The sequence below is a fragment of the Halomonas sp. DQ26W genome, assembly GCF_003339685.1.
Lineage (GTDB): Bacteria > Pseudomonadota > Gammaproteobacteria > Pseudomonadales > Halomonadaceae > Halomonas.
In genome coordinates, this window is record NZ_QPKI01000045.1 from 1 (window position 1) to 15,403 (window position 15,403).

At 48.6% G+C, this 15,403-nt stretch carries 12 protein-coding genes and 2 pseudogenes; 3 read left to right on the forward strand and 11 right to left on the reverse strand.

All coding sequences use genetic code 11. The features are described 5' to 3' along the window. The first annotated feature begins 467 nt into the window (after positions 1-467). On the forward strand, positions 468-1,463 hold the full coding sequence (locus DU490_RS16415; protein WP_258801703.1) for a site-specific integrase: 996 nt from the start codon (positions 468-470) through the stop codon (positions 1,461-1,463). A 3-nt stretch (positions 1,464-1,466) separates the two neighbouring features. Here the strand turns inward: DU490_RS16415 and DU490_RS16420 are convergent, their stop codons facing one another. From DU490_RS16420 to DU490_RS17055, 11 genes and pseudogenes are all read right to left on the reverse strand, one after another. After that, entirely contained in the window at positions 1,467-2,447 is a 981-nt protein-coding gene (locus DU490_RS16420) for an exopolysaccharide biosynthesis polyprenyl glycosylphosphotransferase (protein WP_258801704.1), read from the reverse strand. A gap of 356 nt (positions 2,448-2,803) precedes the next feature. Continuing rightward, positions 2,804-3,295, reverse strand: coding sequence for a WbuC family cupin fold metalloprotein (locus DU490_RS16425; RefSeq protein ID WP_114575308.1), 492 nt, complete (start codon positions 3,293-3,295; stop codon positions 2,804-2,806). Between the two features lie 8 nt (positions 3,296-3,303). Continuing rightward, complete coding sequence (locus tag DU490_RS16430; protein ID WP_114575309.1) at positions 3,304-4,494, reverse strand: glycosyltransferase family 4 protein; 1,191 nt, start codon at positions 4,492-4,494, stop codon at positions 3,304-3,306. A 13-nt stretch (positions 4,495-4,507) separates the two neighbouring features. Then, the gene (wecB, locus tag DU490_RS16435; RefSeq protein ID WP_114575310.1) at positions 4,508-5,644 is read right to left on the reverse strand and encodes a non-hydrolyzing UDP-N-acetylglucosamine 2-epimerase; all 1,137 of its coding nucleotides are present in this window, start codon (positions 5,642-5,644) and stop codon (positions 4,508-4,510) included. A 1-nt stretch (position 5,645) separates the two neighbouring features. Then, positions 5,646-6,575 (reverse strand): SDR family oxidoreductase, encoded by a 930-nt coding sequence (locus DU490_RS16440; RefSeq protein ID WP_220270521.1) that lies wholly within the window; start codon positions 6,573-6,575, stop codon positions 5,646-5,648. After that, entirely contained in the window at positions 6,568-7,596 is a 1,029-nt protein-coding gene (locus DU490_RS16445; protein ID WP_114575315.1) for a polysaccharide biosynthesis protein, read from the reverse strand. Before DU490_RS16445 ends, DU490_RS16440 begins: the two co-directional genes overlap by 8 nt. Positions 7,597-8,102: 506 nt before the next feature. Beyond that, on the reverse strand, positions 8,103-8,351 hold the full coding sequence (locus tag DU490_RS17350; RefSeq protein ID WP_220270522.1) for an ISAs1 family transposase: 249 nt from the start codon (positions 8,349-8,351) through the stop codon (positions 8,103-8,105). A gap of 109 nt (positions 8,352-8,460) precedes the next feature. Further along, positions 8,461-9,522: pseudogene (locus DU490_RS17360) on the reverse strand (ISAs1 family transposase). A gap of 89 nt (positions 9,523-9,611) precedes the next feature. Continuing rightward, positions 9,612-10,215: pseudogene (locus tag DU490_RS16465) on the reverse strand (IS481 family transposase); the annotation flags it as partial. Between the two features lie 141 nt (positions 10,216-10,356). Beyond that, positions 10,357-11,532 carry a glycosyltransferase family 4 protein gene (locus tag DU490_RS16470; protein WP_147270479.1) on the reverse strand — a complete coding sequence of 392 codons (1,176 nt, stop codon included), beginning with the start codon at positions 11,530-11,532 and terminating at the stop codon, positions 10,357-10,359. Between the two features lie 17 nt (positions 11,533-11,549). Beyond that, on the reverse strand, positions 11,550-12,602 hold the full coding sequence (locus DU490_RS17055) for a hypothetical protein (protein ID WP_147270480.1): 1,053 nt from the start codon (positions 12,600-12,602) through the stop codon (positions 11,550-11,552). 969 nt (positions 12,603-13,571) lie between these two features. On the opposite strand from DU490_RS17055, the gene DU490_RS16475 reads away from it, so the two are divergent. Next, positions 13,572-14,591 carry an IS30 family transposase gene (locus DU490_RS16475; protein ID WP_114575312.1) on the forward strand — a complete coding sequence of 340 codons (1,020 nt, stop codon included), beginning with the start codon at positions 13,572-13,574 and terminating at the stop codon, positions 14,589-14,591. A 562-nt stretch (positions 14,592-15,153) separates the two neighbouring features. Next, positions 15,154-15,306 carry a hypothetical protein gene (locus tag DU490_RS17250; RefSeq protein ID WP_181870076.1) on the forward strand — a complete coding sequence of 51 codons (153 nt, stop codon included), beginning with the start codon at positions 15,154-15,156 and terminating at the stop codon, positions 15,304-15,306. The last annotated feature ends 97 nt before the right edge of the window (positions 15,307-15,403 follow it).

Genomic DNA, 15,403 nt, shown 5'->3' on the forward strand with positions numbered 1-15,403 from the left:
TGGCCACCACGGCTTGTCGGCGCTCCTCGGAGTAACGAGGCATGAGTGTCTCCTTTCGCCCCCTGATCGGTTTATAAGAACAGGCTATCAGAGGGTACGACACTCATCCTGACACTGGGGGTGAACGAGCCATATCTGCGGCGCTTTGCACGCCGGCTGAGTGATGACTTGCCGGAGGACCTGGCAACCGTTTTGCCCCCAGGTGTAACGCCGTCTCCCCACGCCGGCCGCAGTACTGAATCGCCTGCACGCCAGGAGGATGGTGATACCACCACGGCAGGCCTGTCAGAGACAAGCCTTCCACCTGCCCCGGCTACCGGCACAGGTCAGGATACAGGCCTGCAGGTAGCGCTTGGGTCGGACAGTCGTGGATCCGCGGAACACGACGTTGCGTTTTCTCAGGCGTTCTTCGAGCGCCTCGTGGCCCTGCGCCTAAGCTAATTGCTTTCTTGTCGAGGAGATGAAGGATGACCAAGCATCGTCAACGACGGTCGGTAGTGGCACGGCGCGCAGAGGCCAATGAGTCCGGTATCGCCGTCAACCACGAGGGGCTCTCGCGAGAAGCCCGCCGCTTACTGTCGCAGAGTGTGTCGGCTAACACGGTGCGTGCCATGCGCGCTGATCTACGGGTCTACCAAAAGGCCGGCGGGGTGTTACCGGCCACAGAAACGAATATCGCCAACTACTTCTCCGCGCAGAATTCGTTGGGGAAAAAACCGGCAACGATCTTGCGCTACGCCAATTCGCTGCATATGTGGCACCGCTACATGAATCTGCCCTCGCCGGTGAAGACCATGGCGGTGCGCAGCATCCTGCGTGGCATTAAGTTCAGCCGCGATACGCGCCAGTCCTCGGCGCCTGCCCTGCGGCTCAAGGAACTGCATGTGCTTCTGGACGATTTAGATCGGAAGACCTTGCACGGGCTGCGCGACAGCGCCCTGTTCCTGCTCAGCTTCTATGGTGCCTTTCGTCGCAGCGAGGTGGTGGTGCTGGCGTGTGAGGACATCGAGTGGCGCCCGGAGGGCATCACCCTCACCCTGCACTACAGCAAGACCAACCGCTCTGGGCGCATTGAAACCAAGAGCCTGATGCGGGCACCACCGGACAGCGTCTACTGCCCGGTTGGCATGCTGGAACAGTGGCTTGCGGCATCGGGCATTACGCAGGGTGCGATTTTTCGTGGCATCAGCCCGAAGGGGCGCATGGGGGCGGGCCGCATGACGGCACATACGCTGTACGTCAGAATGAAAAAAGCCCTGGAGCAGGCCGGATTGACCGCTCAGGGCTTTTCTCCACACAGCTTTCGGGCAGGCTTCATCACCGAGGCACATCTGCGCGGCAAGAGCGACCTACAGATCAAGCGCATCAGCGGACATCGCGATCAACGCACCTTCGAGCACTACATCCGTCTTGCCGATGCCTTCGAGCAGAACGCCGGGGACTTTTTCTCGCTGGAGGGATGAGCGCTACCGAGCGCCAAACCCCGTCACGATCGTCTTCAATGTTTTGAAGGCGATCAGGATATCCAGCCACAGCGAGAAGTGCTTGATGTAGTAGAAGTCGTACTGCAGCTTGGTGGTCATGCCGTCGACCTCGGCGGCATAGCCCTGCTCCACCTGCGCCCAACCGGAAATGCCTGGTCGCACCACGTGGCGGTAACTGAAAAAGGCCACGTCCCGTTCGTACCAGTCGGAAAGTTCCATGGACTCCGGCCGTGGACCGATGAAGCTCATCTCGCCCTTGATCACATTGAGTAGCTGAGGCAGCTCATCAAGGCGACACTTGCGAATGAAGCGCCCTACCCGGGTGATACGCGGATCGTCATCTCCTTCTGTAAAACCGCTCCCGCGCTGGTCGATATACATGCTGCGAAACTTGTAAACCTTGAAGGGCACGCCCCTGAAGCCCATCCGCTGCTGAATAAAAAACGCGGGCCCGGGGCTGTCCAGGCGAATGGCCATAGCCGTTGCCAGCATGACGGGTGCCAGGATCGGCAGCAGCAGTAATGCTGCTACCAGATCGATAAAGCGCTTGGCACCTTGATAGCTTAGTGACGGCAGCAGGCTGCCATATTCGTTCTCGGTCAGATGCTCGATGCGAACTCGGCCCGTCATTGATTCTTGGATCTGTCTCACGTGGTAGACGGGGATGTGGTGCAGCGTGCAGCGTGCCAGGAACCTCTCCCACTCGGGGGTGAGATCATCGGCGTGCAAGTCGGCAACGACCCCGTCATAGCGAACGCCGGCCAAATCGGGCTCGTCTAGGCTTCTCAGTTCGATATCTGGCGTGGGTTTCAATTCTCTCACTCGTCCCACCGGAACGACCCCCAGCTTCATGCGACGATAGCGTCTACCCAGAAAGAAGGCCATGTAAAACCAGCCCAGGCTCATCAGGTAGCTACCAAACAGCACCTGGCGTGTGTATTCCTCGCGGGTGAAGAACAGCACGGCTACCACGAGCAGGTAGGCAATAGAGATAGTTGGGGCGATAAGCGCCGATACGCGTGCGCCGGGGAATCTGTGGATTCGCCGGAGTGTCCAGAGGATACCGACGAAAGCCAGACTACAGGCTAACAACGTATTGCTGCGCACTGGAGGGAAATATTCCCAAAAAGCCCAACCCCAACGCTCCCACGCTGGAAACCCTACCACTACTAGCGCTCCCACAAACATCTGGAATGACCACCCCAGCAAAAGTGTTTCATACCAACGTGAGTGTCGGCGCTCGTAGCGTTTTACGTCCATATAATTATGAGCCTAAACATATAGAAGAAGTAAAATTAAAAACAGATATTACTTTGACCTCAAAAAAATGACTTTAAGTAGGAAAGATATTTTTTAGCCTTTTTTGTTCCCTCCTCGGGCGCCCAAGGGGCAAACTCTTTCGCAGCATCAGGATTGAAGGGACCAGCCTTAATCTCTAATAATACCGCACCGGGACGAAGTGCAACTACTGTATGCCAAGTACCTGCAGATAGATCCACACCAAGTGAGACTTGAGATTCATCCCCAAAATACAGCTCAGTACCAAAACGTTCCACCTTAACAACTGTTCCCTCTTCGGAAAATACTACCAAGCCAAACAGCCCTTTGACAGCAACCAAGCACTCATCTTTTGGATCCAGCGAATGACGATGAGGCCGTATGTAGCTTTCCATGCTGATCGCATTAAAGAGCCTTTGACATGGATCTTCGAAAGACTCGTGGATATTATGGTGTTGACGGCCGCGAAGTGACTGCTCGGCTCTAACCTCCAAATCGTCAATTAATTTTTCTGAAAGTATTTTGTAAGACATAAAGCAAATCACCTTTGAAGAGCATTTACAATCTGTTCCACAGCGGTTTCAGGGGTGAATAGGCTGTGGTAAAGTGCTCGGCATCTCGCGGCTAAACTCTCGTCTACACCGCATTGATCAACCATTGCTTCGGCCATGCTCTGCAAGGAATCCACGTTTCCATCAGTCGCCACAGCCCCAACTTGGTTGCCCAAAATCAAATCGATTAAATCATTACCCTTATTGATGTTGGCAAGAACAGGCAAGCCACTCTGCATATACGTCAGAAATTTTCCTGGGATATTGTGGGTTTTATGGGCGGGGTGAAGAGCCACTAGCCCTATATGACACTGAGCGTATAATCCAGGAATCTCGTCCGGAGCTATTTCATCATGGAACAAGACATTGTCCAGGTTTCGGTTCCGAGCATCTGCGGAAAGCTCACTGGCATTCCTACCTCGGCCGACAAAAAGAAAACCTATGTCCGTACGTTCGCGAAGCCTCTCCGCCAGATCCAGCAAAATATCCATGCCTTGAGCCACGCCCATATTTCCGGCATAGACGAATATCTTCCTTCCGGCCAAAGAAGTTTTTGATAGATCAATGGAACATGGCCCTGCTTTTACATCCGCCAGCCAATTATGCAACACCTCCAGCCGCCGGTTATTATCTTTCCGCAAATCTTCAAAATAAACGGAATTTCCCGGCGTTTGAATACCAATTACATCTGCAATCGAATACTGGGAATTGGCTATTGACTTAAAGAAAAAATAAGGTAGGCCACGTCTCATCAAACCCATATCTACTGCCCATTCAGGAAAAATATCTCTAATGATGAGATAACTACGGCAGCCACTTTTTTGCTTCAGCACGTTCACGATGGGGCCAAAAAAAATACTCGGCGCATACCACACAACACCATCCCAACGAATATCAGCCAGCGGACTTTTCCTAAGATTTTTCAACATGAAATACGGCATCATGAATTCGCTTAGCGTGCGCCGTACATAACCAATATCCTTGGTTCTAGGCGCCCCTAGGCGCAATATTTGAACACCTTCCATGTTTTCCATCACAAAAGAGTGGCTCATGCTTTTAGCAGGCAATATTACAGTAATTGAGTGGCCTTGCTTTACGAATTCACGTGAAAGATCCCGTAGTTGGACAGCTCCTGAGGTTCTCAAGGGAGGAAAGGTATCGGCAACTAACGCTATATTCATCTGGTTTCCGAGTTCAATATTTCTTCCAAACCACCCGATTCACATAATCGGTATAGCTATGAATAATCCGAACAACCTTATCGGATACATTTGGCATGCTGTAATCCTCCACTAATCTGAGGCTCCTCTGGTCACCACGCGACTGAGATTCAAGAATATTAAGCCCCTGCCGAATCCTATCGACATCCAGCCCTACCATCATCACCGAGGCCTCTTCCATTCCTTCAGGCCGTTCATGTGCTTCACGGAGATTGAGTGCTGGAAAATTCAATATAGAAGATTCTTCAGTGATTGTCCCACTGTCTGAAAGAACAGCCCGAGCACACATTTGCAATTTGACGTAGTCATTAAACCCTAATGGTTTAAGAAGCTTCACAAGATCATGGAACCTAGAGCGCGTTGCATTGATTCGCTTCTGAGTCCTAGGATGAGTGGATACAATTATAGGCAAACCGTGATCTTCTGCTATTGTATTTATAGTAGAAACAAGCCTTGTGAAAGAGTGTTCATTTTCAATATTTTCCTCCCTGTGAGCGCTAACTACAAAGTAACAATTGGACTCAACCCCAAGTTGATTAAGCACACTGGAAGTTTCGATATTACCAGAATAATAATTCAACACCTCAAACATTGGGCTACCAGTCTTGATGACTTGGTCAGATGGCAACCCTTCCTTAAGTAAAGATTCACGGGCAATACTGCTGTAAGTCAAGTTAATGTCCGCTGTATGATCCACAATCTTTCTGTTGGTCTCCTCAGGTACCCGCTGATCAAAGCAGCGATTACCAGCTTCCATATGGAAAATAGGTATCTGCCGCCTTTTTGCTGGAATAACAGACAGGCAACTATTTGTATCTCCTAAAACCAAAAGTGCATCCGGCTTAACTTCGCTGAGCACCTCATCCACTGCTGAAATGAGATTACCAATTGTATTTGCTGCACCCTTGCTGCCACAAGCGCTATTCAAAAATCGATCAGGCTTACGTATAGAAAGATCTTCAAAAAATACTTGGTTAAGCTCATAATCATAATTTTGACCAGTGTGAACTAGAAAATGCTCGCAATGCAAATCAAGCTTAGCAATAACTCTTGACAAGCGTATTATTTCAGGCCTAGTCCCCACAACTGTCATAACCTTCATTTTTTTCATTTTAGACGAAATACTCCAAAAACTCACGATGCATTTTATCAACCAATTCATTCCATGAAGGAGGCGTAAAACTCAGCTCTTTTCTCAACAAATTCGAATTCAAGCTTCTATCAATTTTAAATTCAATATTTCTTTGGATGTTGATTCCAAGAGAATACTTTTCGTTCACAATTTTCAACAACTCATGCTTACTTATTGGATCTGAACTAAAATGATACAATCCTGATATATTTTCGCCATTGAATACGTATCGATCTAAAAACTCAGCAACGTAAACGGTAGGAAAACCAGAAAAAATTGCTTTATCATAACCATTAATACTATTTTTTTGGCTTAAAAACCAGCCGATTAAACTTATAGGAGAATCAATTTCGTGTCCAATAATAGATGTTCTTAAGGTAAGGTGACCTCCATAATCAACCTCCCCCAAAAGCTTGCTTTTACCATATATATCTCTAGCATCAGGAATGTCTGACTCTTGATAGTAACCTGTTTCTCCGCTAAATACGCAATCAGTAGAAAAGTGAATAAGCTTTGCTTTATATTCAGAGCAAATTTCCGCCAATTCATGAGGAAAAAGGCTATTTATTTTTATGGAAGAGACTGGAGAGTCCGATACTGAAAGCTGCTTAATGATTCCAACGCAGTTTAAGACATAATCTGGTTTAAAACTAGATAAAGCCGTTATAATCGAAGGAGGTTTACTAGCCTCTACTTGGCAATAAATGTTATTAAACCCCATTATTTTAATCCTATCAGCAGCCTGTAGTGAGCGTACTGAACCCATAACCTGGTAACCAGCGTCAGAGCTGAAGTAACGATGCAAACTACCACCAAGCATGCCATTGGCACCAATAATTAACAACTTTATTTTACTCATAGATTCCAAATCCTCTCCCTCATGAGAAATAAAAAGATGGTTATCAGTCATGAGGCTGGATATAATTCCCTTTAACAGCCTCCCGAATAAAATCAAGCTTCATTAGGAGTTTTTGCATAGCAGCTTGATCTAGGCGTACCGTATTGTGTGAATTATAATCGATTGATGTAGAAATCCGTGTTTCACCTTCCTCTATAAACTTCTCATAGTTTAGATCCCGCAAATCTGGTGGAACACGAAAGTAATCTCCTAAGTCTTCTGCGGCTGCCATCTCTTCCCTACTTAGCAGTACTTCGAAAAGTTTTTCACCGTGCCGCGTACCAATTTCACGAACGTCATGCTCAGGAACATTTAGTAAATTCGTCAATGCGTGAGCAAGTGTTTTAATAGTCGAAGCAGGAGCTTTTTGAACAAAAATATCACCAGGATCGCCTTTTTCAAACGCATATAACACTAAGTCAACCGCATCTTCTAGCGTCATCATAAAGCGAGTCATATTAGGATCAGTTACTGTAATAGGCTTGCCAGAACGTATTTGATCAACAAATAATGGTATAACAGACCCACGTGACGCCATTACATTACCATAGCGAGTTGCGCATATAACAGTATTATTTGCACTTCTTGACTTGGCTACTGCTACTTTTTCCATCATTGCCTTTGAAATGCCCATGGCATTGATAGGATAAACCGCTTTGTCAGTAGACAAACAAATAACTCGATGCACTCCTGTATTGATCGCCGCCTCAAGAACGTTTTCCGTTCCAAGGATATTTGTCTTTACAGCCTCAAGTGGATGAAACTCACAAGAAGGTACCTGCTTCAACGCTGACGCATGAAATATAAAATCAACTCCGCGCACTGCATTGAGAACAGACTGGTAGTCTCGCACATCCCCAATATAGAACTTCAACTTGGGGTGATTATAGCGTTTTCGCATGTCATCTTGTTTTTTTTCATCACGACTAAGTATCCGAATCTCGCCAATTTGTGAGCTGACGAAACGGCGAAGCACAGCGTTACCAAAAGACCCTGTGCCACCAGTGATTAATAAAACCTTATCTTTAAACAAGACCAAGCCCCTTTTGTTTACAATTTTAAATTCATTAGCAATCCTGCCTTACTAGCGAGGCAGGACTTATAACAAAGATGCGGAATATTGTTTAATGAATCCGGGTAATGAAATGACCCCTCCAAAGCTGCACAGGCTATAGACGAGATGAGCAACGAATCTACCTGTCGGGACTCAAATGAGTGGCTACACATGTGATAAATAGTTCAAGCCGTTTGGCCTGCCATTATTTCAACGCTGCAATCGGTGACTGCCCTCTGCGAAATATGGTGATTATACAGCTAGCAATAGGCGCTTGAGGGTCTGTTCCAGATCTTAACTTGATTCAAAGCGCCGGATAGCGAACACGTCGCTGATGTGACCATTGAAACGCTCCACAATCCCGTTGGTTTAATACGGCCACTTGAAGGGGTGTCCATCCATGAATCACATTATCATCGTCGGGATTGATCTCGCCAAGCATGTCTTTCAACTTCATGCGGTCGATCCCAAAGGGCGCCAGGTGTTCAGCAAGAAGGTGTCTCGCTCGGGCTTACGCCTTTGAAAGATGTCTCCCCTTTCAGGTAATTCAAGGCGATATGACGAATCCTGGCGAGGTTTTCTGCTGCCTGACCGCAGTGAATTTTGCAGGCATCTTCGCGCAGCGCTACGTCCAGGGACCAGTGGAGCTTATTCTCGACAAACCAATGCTGGCGGGCCGCTTCTGCGAGCTTTTTGGCACTTAGCACGGCTGAGCTGATGTAGTAACGGATCATGGGTGTCTCTGGGGCTTAGTCATCTTCCTGATGGAAGCTCATCACCACACCCACAGTTTTCAAGCCCAGCCACTCGTAGCAAACATCTTGAAACTCAGACGTAAAATCGCTAACAATATGGTAACGAGTCTCTTGGCGCCCGCGGTTTTCTCATCTGTGACATAGTCATCCCCTTCGAAGTTGAACACCTTGGCCATGGGAAAGGCTGCTTCAAAGGCGTTTGCCAGGCTGGCTGATTTTCCTTCACCGACAGCAGGTAATCGGTTCCCTTCTGCAGGATCTGAGTGGAAATGTTTGTCTGGCAGCCCATGGCATCAATGGTCACCAGGCAGCCTTGGAGGTACAGCAGCTTGAGCAGCTCGGGAATCGCCGTTATTTCGTTGGATTACTCCGCCGTCTTGACCTGGCCCAGCACCACCCCATTCGCCGCGCTGAAGGCACTGACCATGTGAATCGCGCCTTTGCCCTTGCCTCGACAGTACGAGCCACGCAGCGTCTTGTCATCAATCGCCACCGCCGAACCAGCCGTGACGTCATGGCAGGCCTTCATCCACTCGGCAAGCGCTGTCTGCAGCTGCTCGGCATTCACTAGAGCCATCACCCTGGCCAAGGTGTCATGGCTGGGGATTCCAGCGCCGAATTCGCCGTGCTGGCGGAGAAAATCCAGCTTCGCGTGGCCAATATCCTCGATTTCATCCCAACCTTCAGCACCACAGATCACTGCACAGACGGTCAGAAACAGGATATCCGTCAGCTGATGCTGCACTTTCCAGGACTGGCGGAGCCGCTTCTGTTCATCCTTGCGTGCCTGCCAGAGCTGCTTGGACTGCACTGCCGAGTCCTCGTTGGCGTTCAAGCCGGCATCCCGCCAGGCCTCCACCTGCTCGGGATAGAGCCCACGCTCGTGGCAGTAGGCACTGATTTCAGCCTCGTTCATCGGGGCCGTCTCCAGAACGATCTGGAACTTCTCCAGGCTGGTCCACTGGTCGGGCTTAGTCGAACGTGATGTCAAAACCTGTCCTCGTGATCTGGCCTGTTTCCGCCAATTGTAGAGGGTTGTCGCTGAGATGCCTTCCTGCTCGGCCAGTTCCGGGATGGTCAAGCTCATGGGCGGCGCCATTTTCTTGAGGATGGCTTCCTTACGCTCTGCGGGGTAACGCACGTTGATCACCTCTCAATCCGTTTAGGTGACAACTACGTTGACGGATAGGGCCCCCGGCCGATACGTTTCGGGCTTGCACAACGGGGCGGGTCCATATAAGCATCCTTCGTAGATTGGCTGCTTCTGACTACCAGATACACCCAGCGCGTTGCCCGATCGATGGCCACATACAGGTAGCTCTTCTGCTGCACGTCAAGCATCCGGGCAGGTGCTTGATGTCGATATGCACGTTCCCGGCTCGTAGTCGTTGAAGGCCTTGTATCGGGGCTTCTCGTCACCGCCGGCGTCCTGCCAAGCCAGCTACGCCCGAATGGGCACCTCGCGCCGCTTGAGCATACTATGGAGGGGAGACCGTTACAGCCGAGGGTTCAGGAACTCCCGGGGCCACCACCAACAGGTCATCCATGCCCAGGCGCAGGAACTCCCGGGCAGAAATCAACACGCCTTCCTCCTCCATGGTGAGCGTGGCCAAGAAGTTGGCGCGCGGATGAGAATGGTCTTGAACATCATTCCGATAACGCGAACGACGCATGGTAGAGTCAGTCACGCCATACTGCTAGCCAGCTCACTGTCACTGATACTGGAGGGCGCTGCCTGAATCTCAGCACGGATCTTCGGTGTCGTCGTCGCCTGCTTATGTAGCTTGATATCCGTGAACCCGCTCCCGGATAAATTGCTGAAAAGCTGTTTCGATGTGTTCAGAGGATAACTTCTATCGCTCATTTGATTATCCGGAACGTTACACCCCTAGATTCATAGAATAACCGCAGGTGCTGCGCTTATTGCTAGAATCCAAGAGACCGCCCACCTTCGAAGAACTTGAAATAGCCGTAAAATGATACACTATTGCTGAGCAATGACATTATTATATAATTTCAAAAGAGCTTCCGCGTTTTTTTTAATATCAAAATTGCGGTTAGCAAGTTCTTTGGCATTTTTTCCAAGAATTTTGAGCTCATCGCTGTTGTTGAACAACCGCTCTATCGCATCAGCAAGCAGACGTCCATCTGGTTTATCTATGCAAATACCAGTCTCGCCATGGATAATAGTGTCAGGAGGAGGATCTTTGACAGCCACTATACTGGGCACACCGTAGAAAGCTGCTTCAAATACCGGCCTCCCAGCTGCATTAAGGTGCGAGGGGAAACAGAGCACGTCCAGATCAGCATAGATACTTTGCACGTCCTCAATAAAACCCATCAAAACAATATGGTCCTGCAAAGAATTCTTGGCTACGAATTCTTCGATATCTCTGCGCACATCATGGGCCAGATCCAAACGCTTTAAGATTGACGCCTTCCACCCAGACAGCTCCCTTGTATTCTCGCCAACAACGTAGAACTCGATATCTAACCCTCTGTCGTGCACGAGGATGCGAGCCGCTTCTAGGAACTCGTATACTCCCTTTAGTTTAAGAAGAACACCAACGATGGCGACCCTAAAGCGAGTGCGTGTATTCAAGCTATGTTTTTTATTGACGTCTACCTTCATACTATTATGAATAACATTCACACAAAACTCTTGTGGAAGAGTTCGCCTTACAGAATTATCAATCGCAATAATTCTTGCAACATGTTTCTTCATGATATACTTAAGCCAGCGTGAACGAAGGCCGGCAGTTTCTTTACGTTGTAATGACCGAACATGGACAACAATTGGGGCATCGGCCCAACGGCGCATCAACGCGGCCCATGGAATCAAAGTCACCTCGTTAATGTGGATTATATCATAGTTTTTGTTTTTTAAATTTTTCCTGATAGATATAAAAGAAGGTAACAAAAATGCTATTTCTCTTAACAAAAGCAACCATCTAATACCACGATAGTATCCGTAGCCGGTATTATCAAATTGAGAAATGTGTTTGACTGAAAAAGAAAGGTACCCATTATTACCAAACTGCTCGACCACGCTTCCAGAAGCACATAGGACTTCCATGTCGACGGAATAATTACGCAGATGGTTATGGAATTCAATAATACTTTTTGAAGCACCGCCGAAAGTACCAACTGGATGAATCACAAGCACTCTCAATTTATTTACCTCAATTCTGATCTGGATTTTGAGCGGCTAGCCAAAGCAATGGCCATGAATACATATGCAGAAAAAAAATATCTAGGAGAATAAATTGGACTTAATGTAAAAATAACGCAATACAACAAAAAAACAAATACCATATCATTTTTTAAAATAAATCGACCGGATATAATTAGAAAACAAAACACAACAAAAGATATGAATGCGTTTAATGTTATTATCACATCATTATATATATTTTCAGGACTTAGCACACCAACTATATTTGGCGCCAAGCCAAACATTGCTTGCAATGTTTTTGGTATAAACACGATAAAGTAAAAACCTTGAGACTGAAGCTGATTGAAAAAGGAATAAAGCCCAATACCGTCATTTGACTCAGCTCCAGCCAGAGCAACAGCGTTAACGTTTTCGAAAACCCCAAATATGCTATAGTATACCATCGAAATAGATAACAGAACAAAGGCCAAAAACAATAACCGGTAGTTTCTTAGTAGGTTAAAATTTGAAAAAGACAAGTACGCAAACAAAATAAAAAAAGCAAGCTGCCATCTAACTAAAAAGGAAATTAGAAATGCAAGCAATATCCACCCGACCCACCTTGAGAAAAGCCATCTTGTAAAACAAGCACAAACGAGCAAGGATATTATTTCTTTATTTACAGATATTAAACTAAAAAAAGTCAATGGATTTAGAATAAGGAGTAAAATAAAAACAGCCGGGCGCACATTACTAGAATATACAATAATCCTTACGGAAACCAAAAAAATACAACAATTTAAAAAAAGTATTGCCAATCGATTCCCATTAAACAGCTCTAATATTAACAACGGTCCAAGATAATTCCCTCCAAAACCCACCATCTCATGAATACTGCTAAAATAATTTGAAAAATACAATTTTTCATAAGTCAAGGAATCAGCATAAAATTGAAAATTAGACTCGCCTTCCAATACAGCTTTTCCGATTATGAAATAAAATGCTAATGCCAATAAAGATATGAATATTGAAAGAATAATCGCAAGATTTACCCTATAGGCACCTGATTTGTCCATAAAAGAGAATACCTCATAGAATTAACTGATCACATAGGGCAACGCAGGCGCCTCACCTGTACTTCCAGCTCGACTCGGCAAATCAGCAACGGCGCTTCCCGGACCAGCCGCCGGTGGACTCCGCGCATCAGGAAACACGCGTGATGGCAGCCGCTAAAGGCGGGGGAACCGTGTAATCGGGCTCCAACTGGAGACGAAACGGCTGAGGGTCCAAAAACTCGTCGTGAGCGACGGTGAAAACTTTCCAGAACAGGTAGCGGGGTAGTATCAGTAAGCAAACGTTTGTGGTGAACTTCAGCTTAATTGGATTTACCGCCGTTTCTCTATCCCAATCACTCCTGAAAAATCACGTCGCTTTCAAACCAGTCTGCGTAGAACATCACATATTTGGTTTAGCTAGCTTCTGTAGCCATTAAAGCATCGGCAACAATTTGTTATCCTAACCACCATTTGCAGAACCCACCAATGTTAGGCTAGTTGGAGCCTCAAGAGCCTCTGGGCTGAACATCCTAATTAAACAAGGTACTCAGTCACCTGTCCCCGCATAGCATCACGGATTACCCGCCTTGGATGGCGTCGACATTAAGGCTGTGGTAAAGCTAATGACGTCAACCTTGATGCCTCTATATATGTCAAGTCGTGCATTCAAAATAAATCCGGACCTGCATGAGAAGCCGCTAAATCTCTCGGATGATTTAGCGTTTAAAACCTGATGAAGTCACGTCTCGTCTTACCTCCTGCTATTCGCCTCACGAAATATGCCTGAGTAGCTTCATGGGCTCTCATTCACACAATCACTGTAATAAGCTGCCTGTGGCTGCCTCTGTTAATTCAATTGCGACCCGAGGCGATAATTAACGGTATCAGTAAATGGCACTTTCATACCCGCCGCACGACATATACCTGAATTGAACAATGGCGGTCTCAATGAGCAAGTGCAACACCTAGCCCGTCAGGTAAGGTATTGCCATGTCCCATTGCTATCGCCATCTCACTGCTGAAGATCGAGCCGCCGTCATGATGATGCGAGCTACTCACTCGATCCGGGCTATCGCCACTCATCTGGGCCGTGCACCGAGTACCGTGTCACGGGAACTGGCTCGGCATACGGTCGACCCCATCAAGGGCTACGATGCCAACCTGGCGGGCTATCGAGCCCGCTTGACGCGTCATCGGCCTCGTCGGCGCCCCAAGTTGCATCCTGGTGGAGAGCTCTTCGAGGTGGTGGTTTATCTGCTGCGCATGTACTGGTCACCGCAACAGATAGCCCGCACACTGAAGCGCATGTCTCCCAACGATTCACATCGCCAAATTTCGCATGAGGCCATCTACAACGCGCTCTATGTCATGCCCCGCGGTAGCCTCAAGAAGGAGCTCATCGCCTGCCTGCGGCAGGGCAATGGCAAGCGCCGGCCACGACATCGTGGCAAAGATCGACGCCAGCAGATTCCCGAGCTGGTCAGCATCCACCTTCGGCCGCCTGAGATCGAGGACCGCGTGATGCCTGGCCACTGGGAGGACGATCTCATCATCGGCGCTAACAATCGCTCTGCCGTCGGTACGCTGGCGGAGGGTACCACGCGATTGGTGATCCTGGCGAAAGTCGATGACACTACGGCCACGGCGGCGGCCGTCGGGTTCAGCGACAAGCTCAATGAGGTACCGCGGTCCCTGCGCCTGTCCATGACCTACGACCAAGGCAGAGAGATTGTGAAACATGCCGAGATCACACAGAAGACCGGTACAGCGATCTACTTTGCTGACCCGCATAGCCCATGGCAGCGGGGTTCCAACGAGAACACCAATGGCCTTTTGCGAAAGTACCTGCAGAAGGGCACGGACCTGTCGGTCTACAGCCAAGAAGAACTCGATGACATTGCCGATTCACTGAATAAACGACCGCGCATGACACTGGACTGGCGAACACCGTTGGTAGTCTACGCCGAGGTACTCAAGAAGTCGGCCACTGGCCAGTGCGCTATTCAATAGTGTTGCGCTTGGAACTTGAGACCGCCACTCCACAGGTACACAAGGTATATAGCAACGATCAGGAATACGAGATTTGCAACAAGCCTACTGTTAAACGCTGGACCACCAAACGCAGCCTAATATACGGAGCCTGTCAACATAGTTGGCATATGCAATGGCTCTGGCTCTTTAAAACCTGAATTCAAACAGTAAGCGCAGCACCTGCGGTATCCAAGGCTCCGGAGTATTCTCCCAGGAACACCTGTGTTGGTGTCCGATAGCCGAGACGCTTTCGGGGGCGGTCATTCAACTTTCTCACCACCTTGCGCAACTCGGTATCGGTGACCTGTCAGTAGTCCGTTCCCTTGGGAAAGTACTGCCGAAACAGGCCATTGGTTTTCGCGTTGGTTCCATGCTGACCGGAGCATTAGGGAGCATAGAAGGTGGCTGCAGTCACCGCCTCCGATACGGCTACATGGCCGGCGAACTCAGAGCCATAGTACCTCCGGAACCTTTTGTGGAGGGCAGCCATCGTGGCCTAAGAGTTCCTTGTGAGACCCTCATCATCACAAGGAGACCAACGATGACTGCCCCTCTTGAGCTTACGTCAGACACGCTATGGGTTGCGATTGACATCGCCAAGCGCTACCACGATGTGCTGATCCGCTGGCCGGATGGCCGTGAGAAGGCCTTCAAGCTGGCTAACACCCGTGGTGTCAATGGCCATCAGAAGTGACCCACCAGCGGTCATTAGTTTTGACCCACCCGTGATCGTCAGCTGAGCGTTTTCTGCTTCAGCCGGTAGCTCTCCCCGCCGAGCAGATAGAGGTGCG